The organism is Cupriavidus sp. FW305-F7 (genome assembly GCF_058782875.1).
Genome location: NZ_JBYSYC010000029.1, coordinates 66,793 through 88,964, shown reverse-complemented (window position 1 = coordinate 88,964; position 22,172 = coordinate 66,793). Strand labels below are relative to the sequence as shown.

Sequence of the window (22,172 nt, the reverse complement as noted above, 5' to 3'; positions counted from 1 at the left end):
TTCAGTTCGGCACGCGCTCGTCGTGCTCGCTCGGGTGCGGCGGGGTGCCGTTGTCCGGCAAATCGCCCCGCGCCCCGTCCGGATTGGGTGCGGCTGGTTCGGTGGAAGCGGCCTCGGCGGCATCGTCGGCTGCAGCTTGCAGCGGTTGCACGTCAAAGCCATTGGCGCCTTGGTCGACCGGGTCGGTCGTCTCGGCTTCGTTCGCGACGGATGCTTCGGCCACATCCGCTGCCTGCGCGGCGGGGTCGGCAAATGCTTCCTCGTCGGCACTGGCTGCCTTGTTTGCAGCCAGATCTTCAAAATTGATGGCCTGTTGTTCCAGCAGGGTTGCCTGCGCCTGCGCCTGGGCGTCTTCCAGCGGCGGCAGCTCATCCAGCGTACGCAGCCCAAGATCGTCCAGGAATGCCTTGGTCGTCGCATACAGCGCCGGCCTGCCCGGCACGTCGCGGTGTCCGATCACCTCGATCCAGCTGCGGTCCTCAAGCTTCTTGACCACTTCCGTGCTGACCGTTACGCCGCGGATTTCCTCGATATCGCCGCGGGTCACCGGCTGCCGGTAGGCAATGATCGCCAGTGTTTCCATCACGGCGCGCGAATATTTTGGCGGCTTTTCGGGATTCAGCCGATCGAGGTATTCACGCATTTCCGGCCGGCTCTGGAAGCGCCAGCCGCTGGCCAGGGCCACCAGTTCCACGCCGCGCGGCCGCCAGTCCTGGCGCAGTTCCTCAAGCAGCACGCGGATGGTGTCTGCGCCGACGTCGTCGTCAAACAGCCGCCGCAGGTCATTGACGCGCAACGGTTCCTGCGCGCAGATCAGCGCCGTCTCGAGGACGATCTTCGCCTCTTGGGTATTCATGTTGATGGTGTGCAGCCTGTCTTTGCACCTGCTCCCGGACGGATCCGGGGCATCGGAGATTTTGGATACAGCGGTACGAAAGCCACCGCCATCTCATTGCGCAGCTAGCCGGATACCTGCTGCATCCAAGCCGTGCACTTCCCTATCTTTGCATCGAGTTGCCGGGTCGTTCCGGCAGGAGATCGTTCGCGTGCCGTTATGGATCGGCCAGCAAACCTCTTGCGTAGCGCGCCCGCACATATCGGACGTCGCTGTCAGCGAACTGAAGGCCTCGGACGCAAGAAAAACGGGTATCGGGAGCAAGGCCGGCATCGCCAACACCGCAGTGCCAGCCGGACTTTTGAACCAGATCTTTTGAACCGGATGGACTGCGGGGACGGGACGGGCATCGAAAACCTTCCGCTTCCCCTGCCCTGAACGCGCCTTCTGGTAGGAAGGCCGCCTGGCGCTGCTCGCCCGCTGCTTACCGCGGCTCATTCTATGCCGCGCGATACCGCAATGTTGGCGATTGTATGGCATTCCCGCCCCCGCCTGCAACCATCATCCGTTGCCCGGGCGGCGCCGGCGCCTCAGAACACCAGGCAGAATCCATGCTCGGCCAGCGAATGTGGCAGCAGCACCGCTCGCGCAATGCCAAGGGCGCCGAACGCCATCACCGCCAGGCCGGCCCCCAGGCGCACGCCGGGACGTCGCGACAGCGTACGCAAGTAGCCCGCGAGGCCGGACAGCACCAGCAGATTAGGCAATGTGCCGAGCCCGAACACGCCCATCACGAGTGCGCCGGACGCCGCGTTGCCCGCCAGCAGCGCCAGCGTAAGCGCCCCATAGACCATGCCGCACGGCACCAGCCCCCACGCCAGGCCCACGCCATAACGCCGCGCCAGTCCGCTTCGCGCCCGCACAAACGCCGGCATGGCGCCTGCCAGGCCACCCAGCCGCCGCGCCACCGTTGCGCCGGCGCGCGCCGCCAGCCGCTCCAGCCAGTCGACGGTAAAAGTGTTGCCGCGCAGCAACCGCCAGCCCGACCACAGCAGCATGACGCTGCCCGCGCCGAACAGCCAGCGCTGCACCGGCAGGTAATCCTGCTTCCATGCCGAGGCACCGAGCGCGCCTAGCGCGGCACCAAGAAGCATATAGGTCGAGATCCGGCCCAAGTGCATAGTCAGCAACTCGGCCAGCCAGGCGGCGCGGCTGGGCACCAGACTGATCGTCACCGTCGCGCCGCGGCGTTGTTCCACGGCCAGCGCCACGCCGCCGCACATGGCAGCGCAGTGGACTCCGCCCAGCAAAGCCAGCAGAAAAACGCTGATCAGCACGCCAAATGTCAATTCTTACTCCCTACCGCATCACATCGCACGGTAAAATGTCCTAATCGCGCCCTCGCTGCCATTTCTAGCAGGTTCCAATTGCTCACCTCCATTCCCATTACCGAGATGTCGCCCCGCTGCTCCACCTGTGCAATGGGGCAGCTGTGCCTTCCGGTCGGCATGTCGCAGCAAGACCTCGCCAAGATGGACACGCTGGTACAGGAACGCATCCGCGTGCACAAGGGTGAAACCTTGTATCGCATGGGCGATCCGCTCACCGCGGTCTACGCCGTGCGCTTTGGCACGCTCAAGACCCACGTCACCACTGAAGACGGCCGCTCGCAGATTACCGGCTTCCACCTGCCCGGCGAAATCGTCGGTCTCGACGGGCTGGGCGAGATGCAGCATGCCTCCGATGCCGCCGCCCTGGAAGATACCGAAGTCTGCGTGGTCCGCATGAGCGAACTGCAGTCCCTCTCGGTCGACCTGCCATCGCTGCAGCAGCAGTTCCTGCGCCTGATGGGCAAGGAAATCACGCACGACCAGCTGATGCTGGTCACGCTGGGCTCGATGCGCGCCGAGGAACGCCTTGCCGCCTTCCTGATCAACCTCTCTGAGCGCCTGTCGGCGCGCGGCTATTCGGCGTCCGAGTTCGTGATGCGCATGAGCCGCGAAGAAATCGGCAGCTACCTGGGCCTGAAGCTCGAAACCGTCAGCCGCCTGTTCTCTCGCTTTGCCGAAGCCGGCCTGATCCAGATTCGCCAGCGCCACGTCAAGCTGGTGGACATCGACGGCATCAAGCAACTCTACAGCCGCTCCTGCTAAGCGGCCAAGCGCTGCCAGTGCCGCATCCGGCCATGGCAGCGCAGACCTCACGCCAGTCCGCTCATTCCAGTTCGTCGGTATCGCTGAGCCGCGTCGGCATGGTGTAGAGCGTCAGTCCGCTGGACAACGCGCAGAACACCCAGGCCATCAGGAAGCCGATGGTGTAGACCGATTCGCGGGACGCTTCGATCGGCTGGCCGAAGAAGTTCAGGTCACCGGGATCCACCACCGAAAACACCGTCGCGGTCGCAAAGCCAGCCATCAGGAACGCCGGCCAGAGTACCCACATCAGCCAGCGCAACCTCATGGCTGCCTCGCTGCGGCAGCCTTGGGCGGCGCGGCATCGGCCTTCTCCACCACCAGGCCATGGCGCGTTGCACCCTGCACCGGCATGTCCGGATGCGTGGACGCCAGCCAGATCGTCACGCCGCACGCCACCATCGCCACCAGCGGGCCGCTCATCAATAGCCACGGCCACGGCTCCTTCCACCACGGATTGCCTTGCTGACTCATCTTGCCCCCTTCATCTTGACGACTAAGTCCGCGTCTGCCTAGCTTCACAAATCGCGCGGCACGATGAAACTGGTGGATTGCCGGATTTCGGCCTGCCCCCGCTCCGTGCCTTCGCTCGTCACTGTCACGTTGATCTTGTGCGTGCCCCGCGCCGCGGCCTCGATCGGCACGCGGATCCGGATCGGCAGCAACCGGTTGGACGTCGGCGCCAACGATTCGGCCTGCTTGTCGTACTCCACCTTCAGGTTCTTCAGCTCGTCGCTGTCGGCGCGCACGCTGATCTTCATCGGCGCTTCGGTGGTGTTGATCAGCTGCAGGCGATAGACGTTCTCGATCCAGCGGCCTTCCACTTCACGGCCGAGCGCACCACGGTCGCGGATGATGTCGACCTTCAGCGGCGTGCGCAGCGCGATCGACGCCATGAAGCCGCCCAGCAGCACCACCCAGATCACGGAATAGATGATGACGCGCGGACGCAGCAGGCGCTTGCGCGATGCCGCTGCGGACAAGGCCTTGCGCATCGCGTTTTCCGAGGTATACCGGATCAGGCCGCGCGGATAGTCCATCTTGTCCATGACCTGGTTGCAGGCGTCGATGCAGGCGCCGCAGCCGATGCACTCGTACTGCAGGCCGTCGCGGATATCGATGCCTGTCGGGCACACCTGTACGCAGATGCTGCAGTTGACGCAGTCGCCAAGCCCCGCCTTGTAGTGATCGGTCTTGCGCGACCGGCTGCCGCGCGGCTCGCCGCGGCCGACGTCGTAGGTCACGACATAGGTATCGCGATCCACCATCACGCTCTGGAAGCGCGCATACGGGCACATGTACTTGCACACCTGCTCGCGCATGAAGCCCGCATTGCCCCAGGTGGCGAACGCGTAAAACAGCATCCAGAACGACTGCCACGGCCCCAGCGACAGGCTGAGCACCTCGCCGCCCAGACCGCGGATCGGCGCGAAATAGCCGATGAAGGTAAAGCCGGTCCAGAGCGCAATCAGCACCCACAGGAAGTGCTTGGTCGCCTTGAGACGGAACTTGCGCAGGCTCCACGGATCGCCATCGAGCCGGATGCGGGCGATGCGGTCGCCTTCGACCCGCCGCTCGATCCACATGAAGATCTCGGTATAGACCGTCTGCGGACAGGCATAGCCGCAGAACAGCCGCCCCGCGATCGCCGTGAACAGGAACAGCGCCAGCGCCGAGATCACCAGCAGCACCGCCAGGTAGATCACATCCTGTGGCCACAGCACCAGCCCGAAGATGTAGAACTTGCGCGCGCCAAGGTCGAACAGCACGGCCTGGCGGCCGTTCCATTGGAGCCAGGGCGTGCCGTAGTAGATCAGCTGGGTCAGGATCACCAGCCAGACCCGCCAGCTGGAGAAGGCGCCCGTCACCGAGCGCGGGTAGATTTTGCGGCGGACCTCGTAGAGCGTTTCGTCAGAGGTCTCGCCCGGCGCAGCGGCCGACCGTTGCAGGTCGGCCGCCCGGGCCATTTCTTCGGTCCCGGGTGCATTCATGGGCATGCTCTCCCGCGAGCCACCAGCGCCCGCTCACATGAGTCGTCGGTCATTGCCCGGCTCCACTCCCGATGTTGGACAAACCCCAGATATAGGCCGTCAGCATCCGGATGCGTTCAGGCGTCAGGATCTCCTCATGCGCGGGCATTTTGTTGTTGTGGCCCTTCAGGATGGCGTCGACGATGCTGCCTTCCGAGCTGCCATACAGCCAGACGTTGTCCGACAGGTTGGGCGCACCGAGCGCCTGGTTGCCCTTGCCGCCGGCGCCGTGGCATGCCACGCAGGTCGTCTTGAAGGTGCCCTCGCCACGCGACGCACGGATCGGGTCCGACGACAGCCCCGACAGCGAGCGCACGTATTGCGCCACGTCGCCCGCCTGCTTGGCGTCGATGGTCGCGGCAAACGGCGGCATCACGCCATTGCGGCCCTTGGTGATGGTCTGCTGGATGGTGTCGGGTTCGCCGCCATAGAGCCAGTCGTTGTCCGTCAGGTTCGGGAAGCCGCGGCTGCCGCGCGCGTCCGAACCATGGCACTGTGCGCAGTAGTTCAGGAACAGGCGCTGGCCGATCTCGCGCGCCTGCGGATCCGCCGCCACCTGCTTGACGTCCATCTTCAGGTACTTGGCGTAGATCTCGTTCTGCATCTTCTCCTGCGCCGCGCGGTGCGCGGCAAGTTCGCCCTGCGTGGAGAACTTCAGCACGCCGGCATACGAACCCAGCCCCGGGTACAGCACCAGGTAGGCCAGGCTGAAGATGCAGGCCAGCAGGAACATCCACATCCACCAGCGCGGCAGCGGGTTGTTCAGCTCGCGCAGGTCACCGTCCCAGACATGGCCGGTGTCTTCAGTGCCGCCGGCGGTCTTGGTGACCTTGCGTTGCGAGAACAGCAGCCACACGCACCAGACGATGCCGACGAGCGCGATGGCGGCAATGTAATAACTCCAGAATTCGGAAATGAAATCGCTCATGGCTAGGTGTTCCGGCTCGATGTTGTCGTAGTTTCGTCAGGCAGCGCGAACGGCAGCATGGCGGATTCCCGGTTGGCGGCCTGCCGGCCGGCGGACCAGGCCCACCAGCAGATCCCCAGGAAGACGACCATCGACACGACGGTCGCAAAGGCAGTGATCATGGCCATGGCTTACTCCTTGGGTGCCGCGGCCGCGGCGGAATCCACGCGGACGTTGCGGCGGTTGGTGCCCAGGCCTTGCAGGTAGGCAACCAGCGCATCTTCTTCGGTCTTGCCCTTGAGCTCGTCCGGTGCCTTGGCGATCTCGGCATCCGTGTACGGCACGCCCAGGCGCACCAGCGCGTGCATGCGGGCCTGGATATCGTTGGTGGGCAGCTCGGCCTTTTCCAGCCACGGGTACGATGGCATCACCGATTCCGGCACCACATCGCGCGGATTGCGCAGGTGGATACGCTGCCAGTCATCCGAGTAGCGCCCGCCCACGCGCGCCAGGTCAGGACCGGTGCGTTTGGAGCCCCACAGGAACGGGTGGTCGTAGACCGACTCGCCCGCCGTGGAGAAGTGGCCGTAGCGCTCGGTCTCGGCCTGCAGCGTGCGGACCTGCTGCGAGTGGCAGCCGACGCAGCCTTCACGGATATAGATATCGCGGCCCATCAGCCGCAGCGGCGAATACGGGGTGATGCCCGGATCCGGCTCGGTGGTGGAGTGCTGGAAGAACAGCGGCACGATCTGGACCAGACCCGCAATGCTGACCACGAGGATCGTGCAGATGATCAGCCAGCCGATGTTCTTCTCCAGCGTTTCGTGGGAAAAGAAGCGTTGTTTGTCGGACATCTTTCTATCCTGGATTGATCAGTGGGCAGAGGCAGGGATGCTGGCCGGGATCGGCGCATCCACGGCGGGCTTGCCGACGATGGTCTTGAGCACGTTGTAGGCCATCAGCAGCATGCCGGACAGGAAGCACAGGCCACCCAGCAAGCGAATCAGGTAGAACGGGTACTTGGCCTTGACCGCTTCGACGAAGGCATAGGTCAGCGTGCCGTCAGGCTGCGTGGCACGCCACATCAGGCCTTCCATCACCCCGGCGATCCACATCGAGGCGATATACAGCACCACGCCGATGGTCGCGATCCAGAAGTGCCACTCGATCAGCCGGACGCTGTACATCTGCTTCTCGCCGAACAGGCGCGGGATCAGGTAGTAGAGCGAGCCGATCGAGATCATCGCGACCCAGCCCAGCGCGCCCGAGTGCACGTGCCCGATGGTCCAGTCCGTGTAGTGCGAGAGCGCGTTGACGGTCTTGATCGACATCATCGAGCCTTCGAACGTGGCCATGCCGTAGAACGACAGCGCCACCACCAGGAACTTCAGGATGGGGTCGGTGCGCAGCTTGTGCCAGGCCCCCGACAGGGTCATGATGCCGTTGATCATGCCGCCCCACGACGGCGCCAGCAGGATCAGCGAGAACACCATGCCCAGCGACTGCGCCCAGTCCGGCAGCGCGGTGTACTGAAGGTGGTGCGGGCCGGCCCACATGTAGGTGAAGTTCAGCGCCCAGAAGTGAACGATGGACAGGCGGTAGGAGTAGATCGGGCGCTCGGCCTGCTTGGGAATGAAGTAGTACATCATCCCCAGGAAGCTGGTGGTCAGGAAGAAGCCCACGGCGTTATGGCCGTACCACCACTGGATCATCGCGTCCTGCACGCCGGCATAGGCCGAGTAGGACTTCCACAGCGACACCGGCATCTCGATGTTGTTGACGATATGCAGCAGCGCGATGGTCAGGATGTAGGCGCCGAAGAACCAGTTGGCGACGTAGATATGCCGGGTCTTGCGCTTGACGATGGTGCCGAAGAACACGATCGCGTAGGCCACCCAGACCGCGGTGATCAGCAGGTCGATCGGCCATTCCAGTTCGGCGTATTCCTTGGAGCTGGTGATCCCCAGCGGCAGCGTGATGGCGGCGGCGACGATGACCAGTTGCCAGCCCCAGAACGTGAACGCGGCCAGCGGGCCGCAGAACAGGCGCGCCTGGCAGGTGCGCTGGACCACGTAGTACGAGGTCGCGAACAGCGCGCTGCCGCCGAAGGCGAAGATCACCGCATTGGTATGCAGCGGCCGCAGCCGGCCAAACGACAGCCAGGGTGTGTTGAAGTTGAGTTCGGGCCAGATCAGCTGTGCTGCCAGCAGCACGCCGACGGCCATGCCGACGATCCCCCAGACTACCGTCATGACAGCGAACTGTCTTACGACGCCGTAATTGAAGGTGTCGACGCGTGAAGACGCGGCAGTGACATCCATTCAGACCCCCAAAGCTTAGAGAAGAGAAAAAACCTACTGACAGTGTGACTTTAGAAAAACCATGCTGCGTGTGCGTTGATCTTTATCAAGTCGCTCAGGGCATGCATGGAACCTGCGTGCGGGGCCCCGGTCGGAGGGCGCGTCGCCCGGCGGGTTCAGGGCTTGTCGTTGTCCAGCAGGATCGATTCGGCGGGCCGGTCCAGGTCGTCGTACTGCCCGGCATGTAGGGCCCACCACAGCGCGCCCGCGATGACCACGACAAGCACCAGGCTCATCGGCACCAGCAGGTAAAGCGTTTCCATCAGTCAGACTCCCTTGTGCCGCGGCTTGCCGGCGCTCAGCAGGCGCCAGGCATTGGCCACCACCAGCAACGACGACAACGACATGCCGACGCCGGCCATCCAGGCCGTGACCAGCCCCGTCGCTGCGAGCGGGATGGCCACCACGTTGTAGAAGAAGGCCCAGCCCAGGTTCTGGCGCACCACCCGGCGCGTCTGGCGCGACACCGCCAACGCGGTGGCAATCTCGGCCACGCCGCCGTGCGTCAGCACCGCGTCCGCGCCGGCCTGGGCCAGGGGCGCGCCGCTGCCGATGGCGATCGACACCTGGGCCTGCGCCAGCACCGGCGCATCGTTGATGCCATCGCCCACGGCCAGCACCACCGCCCCGCCCTGCTGCAGCCGCGCTACATAGTCGCGCTTGCCTTCCGGGGTGACCGCGCCGGCCACGCAAGCTATGCCGAAGTGCGATGCCCACCAGTGGACCGCATCGGCGTGATCGCCCGATACCAGGTGGCAGCGCACGCCCAGTTCGTGCAGCCGCGCGAGCAGCTGCGGCGTCTGCGCCCGCTCGACATCGGCCAGGACGAAGCGCGCCAGCGGGCCCGCTGGCGCGCCCAGCCACACCACGGTGGCGCCAGGATGATCTGCGTCGCTGCGCCCGGTGTCCGGCGCCTGGCCGCTGTCGGGCCCCAGCGCCGCGACAAAGTCGGCGCGGCCAAGCCGCAGGCGTCGGCCATCGACGATCGCCTCGAGGCCCTGGCCCGGGATGTTGCGCATGTCGGACACCTGGAGCGGCATGCCGGCGCTGCCCTGTGCCGCGGCCACCAGTGCGCGCGCGATCGGATGTTCACCACCGCGCTCCATCGCGGCGGCCAGTGCCAGGCATCGGACCCGGTCGGCGTCAGCCAGCGGCTCGACCGCGGCCACGGCAAAGCGGCCTTCGGTCAGCGTGCCGGTCTTGTCGAGTACCACGTCGGTGACACGCGCCAGCGTCTCCAGCGCGTGGCCGCGTGTCAGCAGCACGCCGCGGCGCGACAGCGCCGCACCGGCCGCGGCCAGTGCGGCCGGCGTGGCCAGCGACAAGGCGCACGGGCAACTGACCACCAACACTGCAATCGTCACCAGCAAGGCGCGCGACGGATCAATCCAGACGCCCCACACCAGCCCGGTCAGCGCCGCCAGCACCAGCAGCGTCGCCACGAACCAGCCTGCGACGCGGTCGGCCAGCGTGGCCAGGCGCGGCTTTTCAGCCAGCGCGCGGTCCAGCACGGCGACGATCTCGGCCAGGCGGGTGCCGGCGCCGACGCGCGTGATCCGCAGTTCGAGCGGGCTTGCCGTATTGAAGCTGCCGGCCAGCACGGTCTCGCCTGCGGCGCGGCGCACCGGGCGGCTCTCGCCGGTCAGCATGGATTCATCGAGTTCGCTCGCGCCCGCCTCCACCGCGCCATCGGCAGGAACGATCTCGCCGGCCTTGACGCGGATGAGATCGCCCGCGCGCAGGCGCGCGACCGGGACACGCTCGCCGGCGGCACCGGTGGCGGCCAGCCGCTCGCAGGTGGCCGGCAACTGGCGCGCCAGCATCTCGGCGCCGCTGCGCGAGGCCTGGCGCACGCGCAGTTCCAGGTAGCGGGCCAGCAGCAGGAAGGCGACGAACATCGTCACCGAATCGAAATACACCTCGCCCACGCCGCGCACCGTGGCCAGCGCGCTGGCGGCGAAGCCGGCGCCGATGCCAATCGCCACCGGCACGTCCATGCCCATATGGCGCTGGCGCAGGCTGCGCCAGGCACCGGCAAAGATCGGCGAGGCGGCATAGAGCACAACCGGCAGCGTCAGGGCGAAGCTGGCCCAGCGCATCAGTTGAAGCTGGCCAGGGTCGATGGTGGCCTCATGGGTGTAGATCGGCCACGCATACATCATGACCTGCATCATGCCCAGCATGGCCACGGCCATGCGCATCAGCAGCCCGCGGCGCGCGCGGCGGTCCTGCTGGTCGGTGCGCGAGACCTCAAACGGCCAGGCCATGTAGCCGATGCCGGCCAGCGCGGCCAGCAACCCCGCCACCGTCTGGGCGCCATCGCGCCAGCGCACTACCACGCGCCGCGTGGCGACATTGGCGACCGCGGACTCCACGCCCGGCTGGCGACTCAGGTGCTGTTCGATCAGCCACGCGCAGGCGGCGCAGCGGATGTTCTCGGGCGCCAGCGTGATCTCGGCGCGGCCGCCGTCAAGCGGGCGGACAAACTGGGAGCGCAGCTCAGGAGTGTCGTAGGCGGCCCAGATCGGCTCGGCCTCGCGCCGGGCGTCGTCGTCGATGGGGCGGGCGAAGCGGGCTTCATCCCCATACAGGTGGGCAAAGCCGGCCGCATGGAGGGTCTGCGCCAGTGCCTGGCAACCGCCGCAGCAGAACACCCGGCGGCTGCCGTCCAGCTCGGCGGCAAGCGGCTCGGTATCCGTGACAGGCAGGCCGCAATGGAAGCAGGCCAGCCGCGCACCGGCGCCGGACGCACCCGGGCCCGCGGCGTCACGGAGCGCGGCCGGCGGGTACGGTGCCAGCAAGCTGGCAGAAGGACTGGTGACTGGGGGCGACGACATGGGGACCTTTTTCTACCCAATGGAGGGTATATGCGGGTCCTCGAATCGACCTTGATATAGGTCAATGCGGCCCGGCTATTGTCGCGCCGGGCCGGAAAACAACGCTCAGGTGAGCGTGGTATCCATGGTGCGGCGCTCGGATTCCAGGTATTCGCGCGATTGCATCTCGATGATGCGCGATACGGTCCGATGGAACTCATTGGCCATCTGGCCTTCGGTGTAGAGTTCGTCCGCGGGCACTTCCGCCGACATCAGCAGCTTGACCTTGTGGTCGTAGAAGACATCGATCAGCCAGGTGAAGCGGCGTGCCTCGGACGACATGCGCGGCGTCATGCGCGGCACGTCGGACAGGATCACGGTATGGAACTGGGACGCCAGTTCCAGGTAGTCGTTCTGCGAGCGCGGGCCGCCGCACAGCGTGGCAAAGTCGAACCACACCACGCCGTTGGCCTTGCGCAGCGCACGCAGCTCGCGGTGCTCGATATGCAGCAGCGGCGACTCGTCGGCCACGCCAGCGATCGAGGTGAAGGCGTCGCGCAGCGCGGAACTCGCCTTGGCGCCGAGCGGCGTGTGGTACGCCTGCACCTGCTCCAGCGCGCGCTTGCGATAGTCGATGCCAGCGTCGACGTTGAGCACGTCGAGCTTCTGCTGCAGCAGCGCGATGGCCGGCAGCACGCGGTCTCGGTGCAGGCCATCCGGATACAGCAGGTCCGGGCGGTAGTTGGAAGTCATCACGAACTGCACGCCGTTCTCGAACATCTGCTGCAGCAGGCGATGCAGGATCATCGCGTCGGCGACGTCGCTGACGTGGAACTCATCGAAGCAGATCAGCCGGAAGCGGCGCGCGATGCGTTTGGCCAGCTCATCCAGCGGATCGGGACGGCCGCGCAGCTCTTCGAGCTGGCGATGAACCTCGCGCATGAACTCGTGGAAATGCAGCCGAGTCTTGCGCACCACCGGCACGCAGGTATAGAAGCTGTCCATCAGGAAGGACTTGCCGCGCCCCACCCCACCCCACAAGTAGACGCCCTTGGGCACGTCGGGACGGACCAGCAGCTTCTTCAGGGCATTGTTGCGGCGGCTCTTGTAGGCCACCCATTCGTCGTAGCACTGCTGCAGCCGGGCCACGGCGCGCAATTGCGCTTCGTCGGACTGGTAGCCGCGCTCCTTCAGTTCCTTCTCGTAGTACTCGGTGACGTTCATGCTGACGGGTTCCTGCGGCACGGGCCGCAAGTGAAAACGGCGCGCCGCGGATGCGGCGCGCCGGTACTCAGGCAATGCGAAGCATGCGCCTTACATATTAAGCTGACGCTTGTCGACGGCCAGCGCGGCTTCGCGCATGACTTCCGACATCGACGGGTGCGGATGGCAGACGCGGCCGATATCCTCGCTGGCGGCCTTGAACTCCATCGCCACCACGGCTTCGGCGATCAGGTCCGAGGCGTTGGCGGCGACGATGTGCACGCCCAGGATCTCATCGGTCTTGGCGTCGGCCAGCATCTTGACGAAGCCGTCGGCGTGGCCCATGCCCAGCGCACGGCCGTTGGCCATGAACGGGAACTGGCCGGCCTTGTACTCGCGGCCTTCGGCCTTGAGCTGGGCTTCGGTCTTGCCTACCCATGCGATTTCCGGGAAGGTGTAGATCACCCACGGAACGCAGTTGTAGTCGATGTGCGGCTTCTGGCCGGCGATGCGCTCGGCCACGGCCACGCCTTCGTCCTCGGCCTTGTGCGCCAGCATCGGGCCGCGCACCACGTCGCCGATGGCCCACAGGCCCGGCACCTTGGTGGCGCAGTGGTCGTCCACCTCGATGAAGCCGCGCTGGTCCGCGGCCAGGCCGACGGCGTCCAGGCCCAGGTTGTCGGTATTGGGCACGCGGCCGACCGACACGATCAGGCGATCGACTTCCAGGGTCTGGGCCTTGCCGTCTTTGTCGGTGTACTTGACGGTCACGCCGTTCTTGCTGGTCGTCACTTCGTTGACGTTCACGCCGAGGCTGAACTTCAGGCCCTGCTTGGTCAGCTGCTTCTGCGCCTCCTTGGCCACGCCTTCGTCGGCGGCGCCCAGGAATGCGGGCAGCGCTTCCAGCACGGTCACATCGGAACCCAGGCGGCGCCACACCGAGCCCAGCTCCAGGCCGATCACGCCGGCGCCGATCACGCCCAGCTTCTTCGGCACTGCGGGGAACTTGAGCGCGCCCTCGTTATCGCTGACCAGGTCGTTGTCGACCTTGATGCCCGGCAGGTGGCGAGCCTTCGAGCCAGTGGCGATGATGACCTGCTTGGCGGTCACGACTTCACCGGCAACGTCGACCTGGAAGCCTTCGGCGGTCTTGCCGACGAACTTGCCGTAGCCCTTGAGCAGCGTCACCTTGTTCTTGCGGAACAGGAACTCGATGCCCTTGGTCATCTTGCCGACGATGTCGTCCTTGCGCTTGAGCATCTTGGCCACGTCGACCTTGACGTCGCCCACGGTGATGCCGTGGTCGCCCAGGTGGTGCTGGACGTTCTCGAACTCTTCCGAGGAAGCCAGCAGCGCCTTGGAGGGGATGCAGCCCACGTTCAGGCAGGTGCCGCCCAGGCGGGCTTCGCCCTTGGGATCGTCATACGGATTGCCTTCGCAGCAGGCCACGTTCAGGCCCAGCTGGCCGGCACGGATGGCGGCAATGTAGCCGCCGGGGCCGGCGCCGATCACCAGCACGTCGAATTGTTTGCTCATGGGAATTCCTTTGTGGGCGCCGGCGACAGCTTGTGCCGGCGCGCCTTCATCACGGGGGAAGCGCGCCCCGCGCACGGCAGACGTGCGCGGGGGGACCGTTTTTTACAGGTCCAGCAGCAGGCGGGCCGGATCTTCCAGCGCGTCCTTCATGGCGACCAGGCCCAGGACAGCTTCACGGCCGTCGATGATGCGGTGGTCATACGACATCGCCAGGTAGTTCATCGGGCGGATCACGATCTGGCCGTCTTCCACCACCGGGCGGTCCTTGGTGGCGTGCACGCCCAGGATGGCCGATTGCGGCGGGTTGATGATCGGGGTCGACAGCATCGAGCCGAACACGCCGCCGTTGGAGATCGAGAACGTACCGCCGGTCAGTTCTTCCAGCGACAGCTTGCCGTCACGGGCCTTGACGCCGAACTCGGCAATCTTCTTCTCGATGTCGGCCAGGCTCATCTGGTCGGCATTGCGCAGGATGGGCACCACCAGGCCGCGCGGCGAGCCCACCGCGATGCCGATGTCGAAGTAGCCGTGGTAGACGATGTCGTTGCCGTCGATCGAAGCGTTGATCAGCGGGAACTTTTTCAGCGCGTGCACCGCGGCCTTGACGAAGAACGACATGAAGCCCAGCTTGACGCCGTGTTCCTTCTCGAAGCGGTCCTTGTACTTGTTGCGCAGGTCCATCACCGGCTTCATGTTCACTTCATTGAAGGTGGTGAGGATGGCGTTGGTCGATTGCGATTGCAGCAGGCGCTCGGCGATACGGGCGCGCAGGCGGCTCATCGGCACACGCTCTTCCGGGCGGTCGCCCAGCGCGGCGAAGTCAACCGGGGCCGAAACCTGCTGCAGCGCCGGCTTGGCGGCGGCCGGAGCCGGAGCAGCCTTGGCGGCCGGGGCGGCCGGAGCAGCAGCAGCGGCCAGCGCGTCACCCTTGGTGATGCGGCCGTCCTTGCCGGTGCCGGCAACCTGGCCAGCCGACAGGCCGGCTTCTGCCATCAGCTTGGCAGCCGACGGCATCGCCACACCACCTGCGGCTGCCGGAGCGGCGGCAGCAGCGGCCGGTGCCGGGGCAGCGGCGGCAGGTGCCGGAGCGGCAGCAGCCGGTGCGGCGGCGCCAGCGGTGGCTTCGGTGTCGATCTTCGCGATGATCTCATCGGCCACGACGGTGTCGCCGTCGTTCTTGACGATAATCGACAGGACGCCTGCCGACGGGGCCGGCACTTCCAGCACGACCTTGTCGGTTTCGATCTCGATCAGGATTTCGTCCTGTGCAACAGCCTCGCCCGGCTTCTTCTTCCAGTTGAGCATGGTCGCTTCGGCGACCGATTCGGAGAGCTGCGGAACCTTGACGTCAACGATAGCCATGGTTGTGAATTCCTCGTGTTATGCGTGTTGTCTTTATGCTGGCTATGCCACGGCGGCCGTCTGCGCGCGCCGCCGTGGCTGCCGCTTGATTACTTGGTCAGAACAAAGCCCTTGAGCTTGGCGAAGGCAGCATCCAGCAGCGCCTTCTGTTGCTCGTTGTGCTTTGCGTAGTAGCCCACTGCCGGCGAAGCCGAAGCGGGACGACCGGCATAACCGAGCTTCTGGCCATCCGTCATGTTTTCCATGATGTAGTGCTGCACGAAGAACCAGGCACCCTGGTTCTGCGGCTCGTCCTGGCACCACACGATTTCGGTGGCGTTCGGATACTTCTTGAGCTCTGCTGCCACGGCCTTGTGCGGGAACGGATACAGCTGTTCCAGGCGGATGACCGCCGTATCGTTGGCCTCGCGTTCCTTGCGCGTGTTGACCAGGTCGTAGTAGACCTTGCCCGAGCACATGATGATGCGCTTGACCTTACTGGCGTTGAGCTCTTCGTGGTCAGGGATGACCGTCTCGAAGTGGCCCTTGGCCAGGTCCGACAGCGGCGACACGGCGTCCTTGTTACGCAGCAGCGACTTCGGCGTCATGATCACCAGCGGCTTGCGGAACAGACGGATCATCTGGCGGCGCAGCAGGTGGAAGATCTGGGCCGGCGTGGTCGGCTGGCAGACCTGCATGTTGTGGTCCGCGCAAAGCTGCAGGAAGCGCTCGATACGGGCCGAGCTGTGTTCCGGGCCCTGGCCTTCGTAGCCGTGCGGCAGCATCAGGGTCAGGCCCGAGGCACGGCCCCACTTCACTTCACCCGACGAGATGAACTGGTCGATCACCACCTGGGCGCCGTTGACGAAGTCGCCGAACTGGGCTTCCCAGATCACCAGCGCGTTCGGTTCGGCGGCCGAGTAGCCGTATTCGAAGCCGAGCACGGCTTCTTCGGACAGCACCGAGTCGATCACCGTGAACGGTGCCTGGTTTTCCGACACGTTCTGCAGCGGCACATAGCTGCCGGCATCCCAGCGCTCGCGGGCCTGGTCGTGCAGCACGGCGTGGCGGTGGGTGAAGGTGCCGCGGCCGGCGTCCTGACCGGTGATGCGCACGGGATAGCCCGACGACACCAGCGAGGCGAAGGCCAGGTGCTCACCCATGCCCCAGTCCAGCGGCTGGTCGCCGCGGCCCATGTTGGCGCGGTCCTTGACGACCTTTTCCACCAGCGGGTGCAGCTTCAGCGTCTCAGGCGTGGTGGTGATGCGTTCGGCCAGGCGCTTCAGTTCGGTCACCGGCACGGCAGTGTCGGCGGCGTCGGTCCACTTGCGGTTCAGGAACGGCATCCAGTCCACGGCGAACTTGTTCTTGAAGTTCGACAGGACAGGGTCGGCGGTGTGCTTGCCGGCGTCCATCGCGGCGCGGTATTCCTTGACCTTCTCGTCGCCGAACTCGGCCGGGACCAGGTTCTGCGCGGCCAGCTTGTCGGCGTACAGCCTGCGCGTGCCGGGGTGCTGGGCGATCTTCTTGTACATCAGCGGCTGCGTGACCGCCGGGGTGTCCTGCTCGTTGTGGCCCAGCTTGCGGAAGCAGATGATGTCGACCACGACATCCTTCTTGAACTCCATGCGGAAGTCCACGGCCAGCTGCATGGCGTACACCACGGCTTCGGGATCGTCGCCGTTCACGTGCAGCACCGGGGCCTCGATCATCTTGACCACGTCCGTGCAGTACAGCGTCGAACGCGCGTCGCGCGGGTCGGAGGTGGTGAAGCCGATCTGGTTGTTGATGACGATGTGCATCGAGCCGCCCGTGCCGTAGCCGCGGGTCTGCGCGAGGTTCAGCGTCTCCATCACCACGCCCTGGCCGGCAAAGGCCGCGTCGCCGTGCACCTGCACCGGCAGCACTTCCTTGTGGCCGACTTCGCCGCGGCGTTCCTGGCGGGCCTTGGCCGAGCCTTCGACCACCGGGTTGACGATTTCGAGGTGCGACGGGTTGAACGCCAGCGACAGGTGGACCGGGCCGCCTTCGGTCGAGACATCGCTCGAGAAGCCCTTGTGGTACTTGACGTCACCGGCCGGCAGGTCGTCGACGTGCTTGCCTTCGAATTCGGCGAACAGGTCGGCGGGCATCTTGCCCAGGGTGTTGACCAGCACGTTTAGGCGGCCGCGGTGGGCCATACCGATCACGATTTCCTGCACGCCCTTGCTGCCGGCGTGCTGGATCAGCTCGTCCATGGCGGCGATGAAGCTTTCGCCGCCTTCGAGCGAGAAGCGCTTCTGGCCGACGTACTTGGTGTGCAGGAAGCGCTCCAGGCCTTCAGCCGCGGTCAGGCGGTCCAGGATGTGCTTCTTCTTTTCCAGCGTGAACACCGGCTTGGAACGCGTGGTTTCCAGGCGCTCCTGCCACCAGCGCTTCTGCGCCTGGTCGCTCACGTACATGAATTCGAAACCGATGGTGCCGCAGTAGGTTTCGCGCAGGTTGTTGAGCAGCTCGCGCAGGCTCATCGACTCCTTGCCAAAGTAGGTGTTGCTGGCATTGAAGACGATGTCGAGGTCGGCTTCGGAGAAACCGTAGAACGCCGGGTCCAGATCCGGCAGGGGCGGACGCTCCTGGCGCTTGAGCGGATCCAGGTCGGCCCAGTGCGAACCGATGTTGCGGTAGGCGGCGATCAGCTGGGTGGCAGCGACGCGCTTGCGGCCCATGTCGGAATCGGCCGAGGCAACGATGGTCTTGATGGGGCCTTGCTTGGCGCGCTCGGCGAACGAGGCAACGATGGGGGCGTGGGGGATATCCCGGGCGCTAGTGCCGTCGACCGCAGGAACATTCTGCATGGCGTCGAAATACGCGCGCCAATTGTCGGGAACCGAGGCGGGGTTCTGGAGGTAGGCTTCGTACAGTTCTTCGACATACGGGGCGTTACCGCCGAAGAGGTACGAGTTGCTCTGGTACTGCTGCATCATGGGACGCTCACTATTCTCCGGGAATGCCGGAGTTCAGCGGGTTATTCAACCTTCCGCGACACGGCTTGACCGGTTAGCGGATCGCAAACAACTCTTGGGAGCCCAACTGAGGCGCCTACGCAAACGGCACCGCACGGGTGCCGCATGTGATGGCTTTCTCACAAGGCCCGAAAGGGCAAGTTGTGCGGGGAAGGACCTAAAGTCTTCACGGCGGTAAGAATAGCATGAATTGCCCTGGATCAATGTGGACTTTTCGCGATACGAAACAGCCACCCGCGACAATTCGATGCGCAATCAGCAAATTAACAACATCCGCACAACAATTTGCATCAAGGCGCGATCTGGTCGACGGCGTCGGTGATCAGCCCGTCCAGGCCCCAGGCCAGCAACTGCTCGGCACGCTCCGGGTCATTGACCGTGTAGCTGAGGACCTTGAAGCCGGCAGCATGCGCGTCGGCAATCACCTTGGCATTGAGCACACGGTGGTTGGCATCCAGCGCCACGCAATCGAGCTCGCGCAGCCGGTCCAGCCAGTCCACCGGCAGCTTGTCGAGCAGCAGCGCCCTCGGCAGGTCCGGCGCTACCCGGCGCGCCGCCGCCAGCGAGTCTTCGGAGAAGGACGACAGCAACGGGGGCACTGGCGCGCCGCGCCACAGGCTCTGTGCGTCCAGCGCCACGGCTGCGCCGGTCAACGTCTCCCGGCCCGGAACGGGCTTGATCTCGATATTGATGCAATACCCGTTGGCACAGGTGTAGCGTGCGATCGCCCTGAGTGTCGGCACGGGTTCGCCCGCAAAGGTGGCGCTGTGCCAGCTGCCGGCGTCCAGCTGCGCCACTTCGCCCAGGGTCAGGCTGTCCACCCGACCGCTGCCGGAGGTGGTGCGGTCCAGCGTGGCGTCATGCATCAGCACCGGCTTGCCGTCAGCCGTCAGCTTCACGTCGAATTCGAACATCCGGTAACCGAAGGACGCGCCGTGGCGAAAGGCCGCCAGCGTATTCTCCGGCGCCAGCTTGCCCGCGCCACGGTGCGCGATATGGCGCGGATACGGCCAGTTGTCGGTGGTCACCGCGCCTGGCCAGGTTGTCTGTTCGTCTGCCATGATCAGGCCTCGATGCGCTTGCCCGTGTCGGGCGCAAAGAAATGCAGGTGCTCTGCCGACGACGTCACCGGCAGGCGGTCGCCGGCGCGCACGTGCGCATGGCTGTCCAGCCGCACCACCACCGCCTGTCCGCCGAGCGAACCATAGGCGAAGGAATCCGCGCCGAGCGCCTCGACCACGCGCACATCGACTTCGGCGATGGCCTCATGCGCGGCGCACGGCTCGATATGCTCCGGGCGCAGTCCCAGCAGTGCCTGCTCCGGCAGGTGCAGCCCCATCGGCAGGTGCCCCAGCGTGGCCTTGGCGGCCTCGCCCTCCTTCGCCACCACGCGCATCTGCGCGCTGGTGTCGCCGCCGGCGTTGCGTGCCACCGGGATCAGGTTCATCGGCGGCGAGCCGATAAAGCCCGCCACGAAGGTGCTGGCCGGACGCGAATAGACGTCCAGCGGCGTGCCGATCTGCTCGACGCGTCCGGCGTTGAGCACCATCATGCGGTCGGCCAGCGTCATCGCCTCGACCTGGTCGTGCGTGACGTACAGGCTGGTGGTGCCCAGGCGCCGGTGCAGCTCCTTCAGTTCCAGCCGCATCTGCACGCGCAGCTTGGCGTCCAGGTTGGACAACGGCTCATCGAACAGGAACACCGCCGGCTCGCGCACGATGGCGCGGCCCATGGCCACGCGCTGGCGCTGCCCGCCCGACAGCTGGCGCGGTTTGCGGTCCAGCAGCGGCGCCAGCTCCAGGATGCCGGCGGCATGGTTCACCCGCTGCGCGATCTCGGCCTTGGCCATGCCGCGGATCTTCAGGCCGTAGGCCATGTTGTCGTACACGCTCATATGCGGATAGAGCGCGTAGTTCTGGAACACCATGGCGATGTCCCGCTCGGCCGGCTCCAGACTATTGACGACCTTGTCGCCGATATGGATCTCGCCGCCGGTGATGGTTTCCAGCCCCGCCACCATGCGCAGCAGCGTGGACTTGCCGCAGCCCGAGGGGCCGACGATAACGATGAACTCGCCGTCGGCGATCTCCATGTCGATGCCGTGCACCACCTTGACGTTGCCGGCGTAGGTTTTCTGTACGTTGCGTAGCGACAGTTTTGCCATTGCTGTTGTCCTGCGTGCGCGCGTGGCGCGCCACGCCTTATTTTTCCGTTTCGACCAGGCCCTTGACGAACCACTTCTGCATCAGCACCACCACCACTGCGGGCGGGATCATCGCCAGCATCACCGTGGCCATCACCAGGTTCCAGTCAGTGGCGGCATCGCCCGAGCGCGAGATCATCTGCGTCACGCCCACCACCACCGGCGTCATCGACTTCTGCGTGGTGATCAGCAGCGGCCACAGGTACTGGTTCCAGCCGTAGATGAACTGGATCACGAAGAGCGCGGCGATGCTGGTGCGCGACAGCGGCAGCACCACGTCCCAGAAGAAGCGCAGTGGCCCGGCGCCGTCGATGCGCGCGGCCTCGGCCAGTTCGTCCGGAATGGTCAGGAAGAACTGGCGGAACAGGAAGGTGGCGGTGGCCGACGCGATGATCGGGATGGTCAGGCCGAAGTAGCTGTCGAGCATGCCGAGGTCCGACACCACCTTGTAGGTCGGCAGGATCCGCACCTCCACCGGCAGCATCAGCGTGATGAAGATCAGCCAGAAGAAGGTCTTGCGCAGCGGGAACTTGAAATAGACGATGGCAAAGGCCGAGATGATCGAGATGGCGATCTTCCCGAGCGCAATGCCCAGCGCCATGATCAGGCTGTTCTTCATCATGGTCGAGACCGGCGATGCGGCCTCGCCCACGCCCTGGAACAGCACGGTGCGATAGTTCTCGATCAGGTGGCTGCCGGGGATCAGCGTCATCGGTGCGTCCAGCACCTCTTCCGCGGTCAGCGTGGACGCGACGAAGGTCAGGTACACCGGGAACACCACGATCACGATGCCCAGGATCAGCACGGCGTGGCTCAGGAAATCAAGGAAGGGGCGACGTTCTACCATGTGCTGTCTCCGTCAGTACTGGACCTTGCGTTCCACGTAGCGGAACTGCACCACGGTCAGCGCAATCACGATCACCATCAGCACCACCGACTGCGCGGCCGAGCCCCCGATGTCCATGCCGCGGAAGCCGTCATGGAAGACCTTGTAGACCAGCGTGTTGGTCGAATTGAACGGGCCGCCGTGGGTGACCGCGTCGATGATCGCGAAGGTATCGAAGAACGCGTAGACCACGTTGATCACCATCAGGAAGAAGGTGGTCGGCGACAGCAGCGGGAACACGATCGACCAGAATCGGCGCCACGGGCCGGCGCCGTCGATGGCGGCGGCCTCGATCAGCGAGCGCGGGATGCTCTGCAGCCCGGCCAGGAAGAACAGGAAATTGTAGCTGATCTGCTTCCAGGCGGCGGCCAGCACCACCAGCAGCAATGCCTGGTCGCCGTTGAGCAGGAAGTTCCATTCCACGCCGAGCTTGCGCAGCGCAAAGGAGACCACGCCCAGCGTCGGGTTGAACATGAACATCCACAACACGCCGGCCACGGCCGGCGCCACCGCATACGGCCAGATCAGCAGCGTCTTGTAGCCGACGGCGCCGCGGATGATGCGGTCGGCAAAATAGGCCAGCAGGAGCGCGGTAGTCAGGCCCACCACGGTCACGCCCACGGCAAAGATGGCGGTGGTCTGGAACGACTCCACGTACAGCGGGTCGTTCCACAGCATGCGGAAGTTGTCCAGGCCGACGAACTCCAGGTTGATGCCGAAGGCATCCTGCTGCAGCATCGACTGGTACAACGCCTGCCCGGCGGGCAGGAAGAAGAAGATCAGCGTGATTGCGATCTGCGGCAAGACCAGCAGATATGGCAGCCACGGCGAACGGAAAACGACGCGTTTTTCCATAAACGG

General features: G+C 65.4%; 20 protein-coding genes. 1 reads left to right on the top strand and 19 read right to left on the bottom strand.

All coding sequences use genetic code 11. The features are described from left to right. Window position 1: 1 nt before the first annotated feature. Both scpB and AC3WL8_RS24835 read right to left on the bottom strand, forming a co-directional pair. Window positions 2–856, bottom strand: coding sequence for an SMC-Scp complex subunit ScpB (scpB, locus tag AC3WL8_RS24840; protein ID WP_211979866.1), 855 nt, complete (start codon window positions 854–856; stop codon window positions 2–4). Window positions 857–1,425: 569 nt separating this feature from the next. Then, complete coding sequence (locus tag AC3WL8_RS24835; protein ID WP_013957174.1) at window positions 1,426–2,184, bottom strand: sulfite exporter TauE/SafE family protein; 759 nt, start codon at window positions 2,182–2,184, stop codon at window positions 1,426–1,428. A 78-nt stretch (window positions 2,185–2,262) separates the two neighbouring features. Here AC3WL8_RS24835 and fnr point away from each other — a divergent pair, with 78 nt between their 5' ends. Beyond that, complete coding sequence (gene fnr, locus AC3WL8_RS24830) at window positions 2,263–2,988, top strand: fumarate/nitrate reduction transcriptional regulator Fnr (RefSeq protein ID WP_013957175.1); 726 nt, start codon at window positions 2,263–2,265, stop codon at window positions 2,986–2,988. Window positions 2,989–3,049: 61 nt separating this feature from the next. Here the strand turns inward: fnr and AC3WL8_RS24825 are convergent, their stop codons facing one another. The 17 genes from AC3WL8_RS24825 to ugpA form a co-directional block, all read right to left on the bottom strand. Beyond that, complete coding sequence (locus AC3WL8_RS24825) at window positions 3,050–3,295, bottom strand: hypothetical protein (protein WP_013957176.1); 246 nt, start codon at window positions 3,293–3,295, stop codon at window positions 3,050–3,052. Beyond that, window positions 3,292–3,501: a membrane protein gene (locus AC3WL8_RS24820; protein WP_013957177.1), complete on the bottom strand. Its 210-nt coding sequence runs from the start codon at window positions 3,499–3,501 to the stop codon at window positions 3,292–3,294. The genes AC3WL8_RS24825 and AC3WL8_RS24820 overlap by 4 nt, the downstream gene beginning before the upstream one ends. 44 nt (window positions 3,502–3,545) lie before the next feature. After that, window positions 3,546–4,994, bottom strand: a complete 1,449-nt coding sequence (ccoG, locus tag AC3WL8_RS24815) for a cytochrome c oxidase accessory protein CcoG (protein ID WP_436223091.1) — start codon at window positions 4,992–4,994, stop codon at window positions 3,546–3,548. Between the two features lie 73 nt (window positions 4,995–5,067). Next, a complete protein-coding gene (gene ccoP / locus AC3WL8_RS24810) occupies window positions 5,068–5,985 on the bottom strand; it encodes a cytochrome-c oxidase, cbb3-type subunit III (protein WP_211979868.1) in 918 nt (305 codons plus the stop codon). Window positions 5,986–5,987: 2 nt separating this feature from the next. Next, a complete protein-coding gene (locus tag AC3WL8_RS24805; protein ID WP_013957180.1) occupies window positions 5,988–6,152 on the bottom strand; it encodes a cbb3-type cytochrome oxidase subunit 3 in 165 nt (54 codons plus the stop codon). Between the two features lie 3 nt (window positions 6,153–6,155). Further along, entirely contained in the window at window positions 6,156–6,818 is a 663-nt protein-coding gene (gene ccoO, locus AC3WL8_RS24800; RefSeq protein WP_013957181.1) for a cytochrome-c oxidase, cbb3-type subunit II, read from the bottom strand. 18 nt (window positions 6,819–6,836) lie between these two features. Next, window positions 6,837–8,285, bottom strand: coding sequence for a cytochrome-c oxidase, cbb3-type subunit I (gene ccoN, locus AC3WL8_RS24795; protein ID WP_013957182.1), 1,449 nt, complete (start codon window positions 8,283–8,285; stop codon window positions 6,837–6,839). 155 nt (window positions 8,286–8,440) lie between these two features. Then, on the bottom strand, window positions 8,441–8,587 hold the full coding sequence (ccoS, locus tag AC3WL8_RS24790; RefSeq protein WP_010809469.1) for a cbb3-type cytochrome oxidase assembly protein CcoS: 147 nt from the start codon (window positions 8,585–8,587) through the stop codon (window positions 8,441–8,443). 3 nt (window positions 8,588–8,590) lie between these two features. After that, window positions 8,591–11,161 carry a heavy metal translocating P-type ATPase gene (locus tag AC3WL8_RS24785; protein WP_492379020.1) on the bottom strand — a complete coding sequence of 857 codons (2,571 nt, stop codon included), beginning with the start codon at window positions 11,159–11,161 and terminating at the stop codon, window positions 8,591–8,593. A 105-nt stretch (window positions 11,162–11,266) separates the two neighbouring features. After that, on the bottom strand, window positions 11,267–12,364 hold the full coding sequence (zapE, locus tag AC3WL8_RS24780) for a cell division protein ZapE (protein ID WP_013957184.1): 1,098 nt from the start codon (window positions 12,362–12,364) through the stop codon (window positions 11,267–11,269). A gap of 90 nt (window positions 12,365–12,454) precedes the next feature. Beyond that, entirely contained in the window at window positions 12,455–13,879 is a 1,425-nt protein-coding gene (lpdA, locus tag AC3WL8_RS24775; RefSeq protein ID WP_153953623.1) for a dihydrolipoyl dehydrogenase, read from the bottom strand. Window positions 13,880–13,981: 102 nt separating this feature from the next. Next, window positions 13,982–15,241, bottom strand: coding sequence for a 2-oxoglutarate dehydrogenase complex dihydrolipoyllysine-residue succinyltransferase (odhB, locus tag AC3WL8_RS24770; protein ID WP_013957186.1), 1,260 nt, complete (start codon window positions 15,239–15,241; stop codon window positions 13,982–13,984). An 89-nt stretch (window positions 15,242–15,330) separates the two neighbouring features. Further along, window positions 15,331–18,183, bottom strand: a complete 2,853-nt coding sequence (locus tag AC3WL8_RS24765; RefSeq protein ID WP_211979869.1) for a 2-oxoglutarate dehydrogenase E1 component — start codon at window positions 18,181–18,183, stop codon at window positions 15,331–15,333. A 329-nt stretch (window positions 18,184–18,512) separates the two neighbouring features. Then, window positions 18,513–19,283 (bottom strand): glycerophosphodiester phosphodiesterase, encoded by a 771-nt coding sequence (gene ugpQ / locus AC3WL8_RS24760; protein WP_211979870.1) that lies wholly within the window; start codon window positions 19,281–19,283, stop codon window positions 18,513–18,515. Between the two features lie 2 nt (window positions 19,284–19,285). Continuing rightward, window positions 19,286–20,386 (bottom strand): sn-glycerol-3-phosphate import ATP-binding protein UgpC, encoded by a 1,101-nt coding sequence (locus tag AC3WL8_RS24755; RefSeq protein ID WP_013957189.1) that lies wholly within the window; start codon window positions 20,384–20,386, stop codon window positions 19,286–19,288. A gap of 37 nt (window positions 20,387–20,423) precedes the next feature. Continuing rightward, the gene (gene ugpE / locus AC3WL8_RS24750; RefSeq protein ID WP_013957190.1) at window positions 20,424–21,272 is read right to left on the bottom strand and encodes a sn-glycerol-3-phosphate ABC transporter permease UgpE; all 849 of its coding nucleotides are present in this window, start codon (window positions 21,270–21,272) and stop codon (window positions 20,424–20,426) included. A 12-nt stretch (window positions 21,273–21,284) separates the two neighbouring features. Next, a complete protein-coding gene (ugpA, locus tag AC3WL8_RS24745) occupies window positions 21,285–22,166 on the bottom strand; it encodes a sn-glycerol-3-phosphate ABC transporter permease UgpA (protein WP_013957191.1) in 882 nt (293 codons plus the stop codon). Window positions 22,167–22,172: the final 6 nt, after the last annotated feature.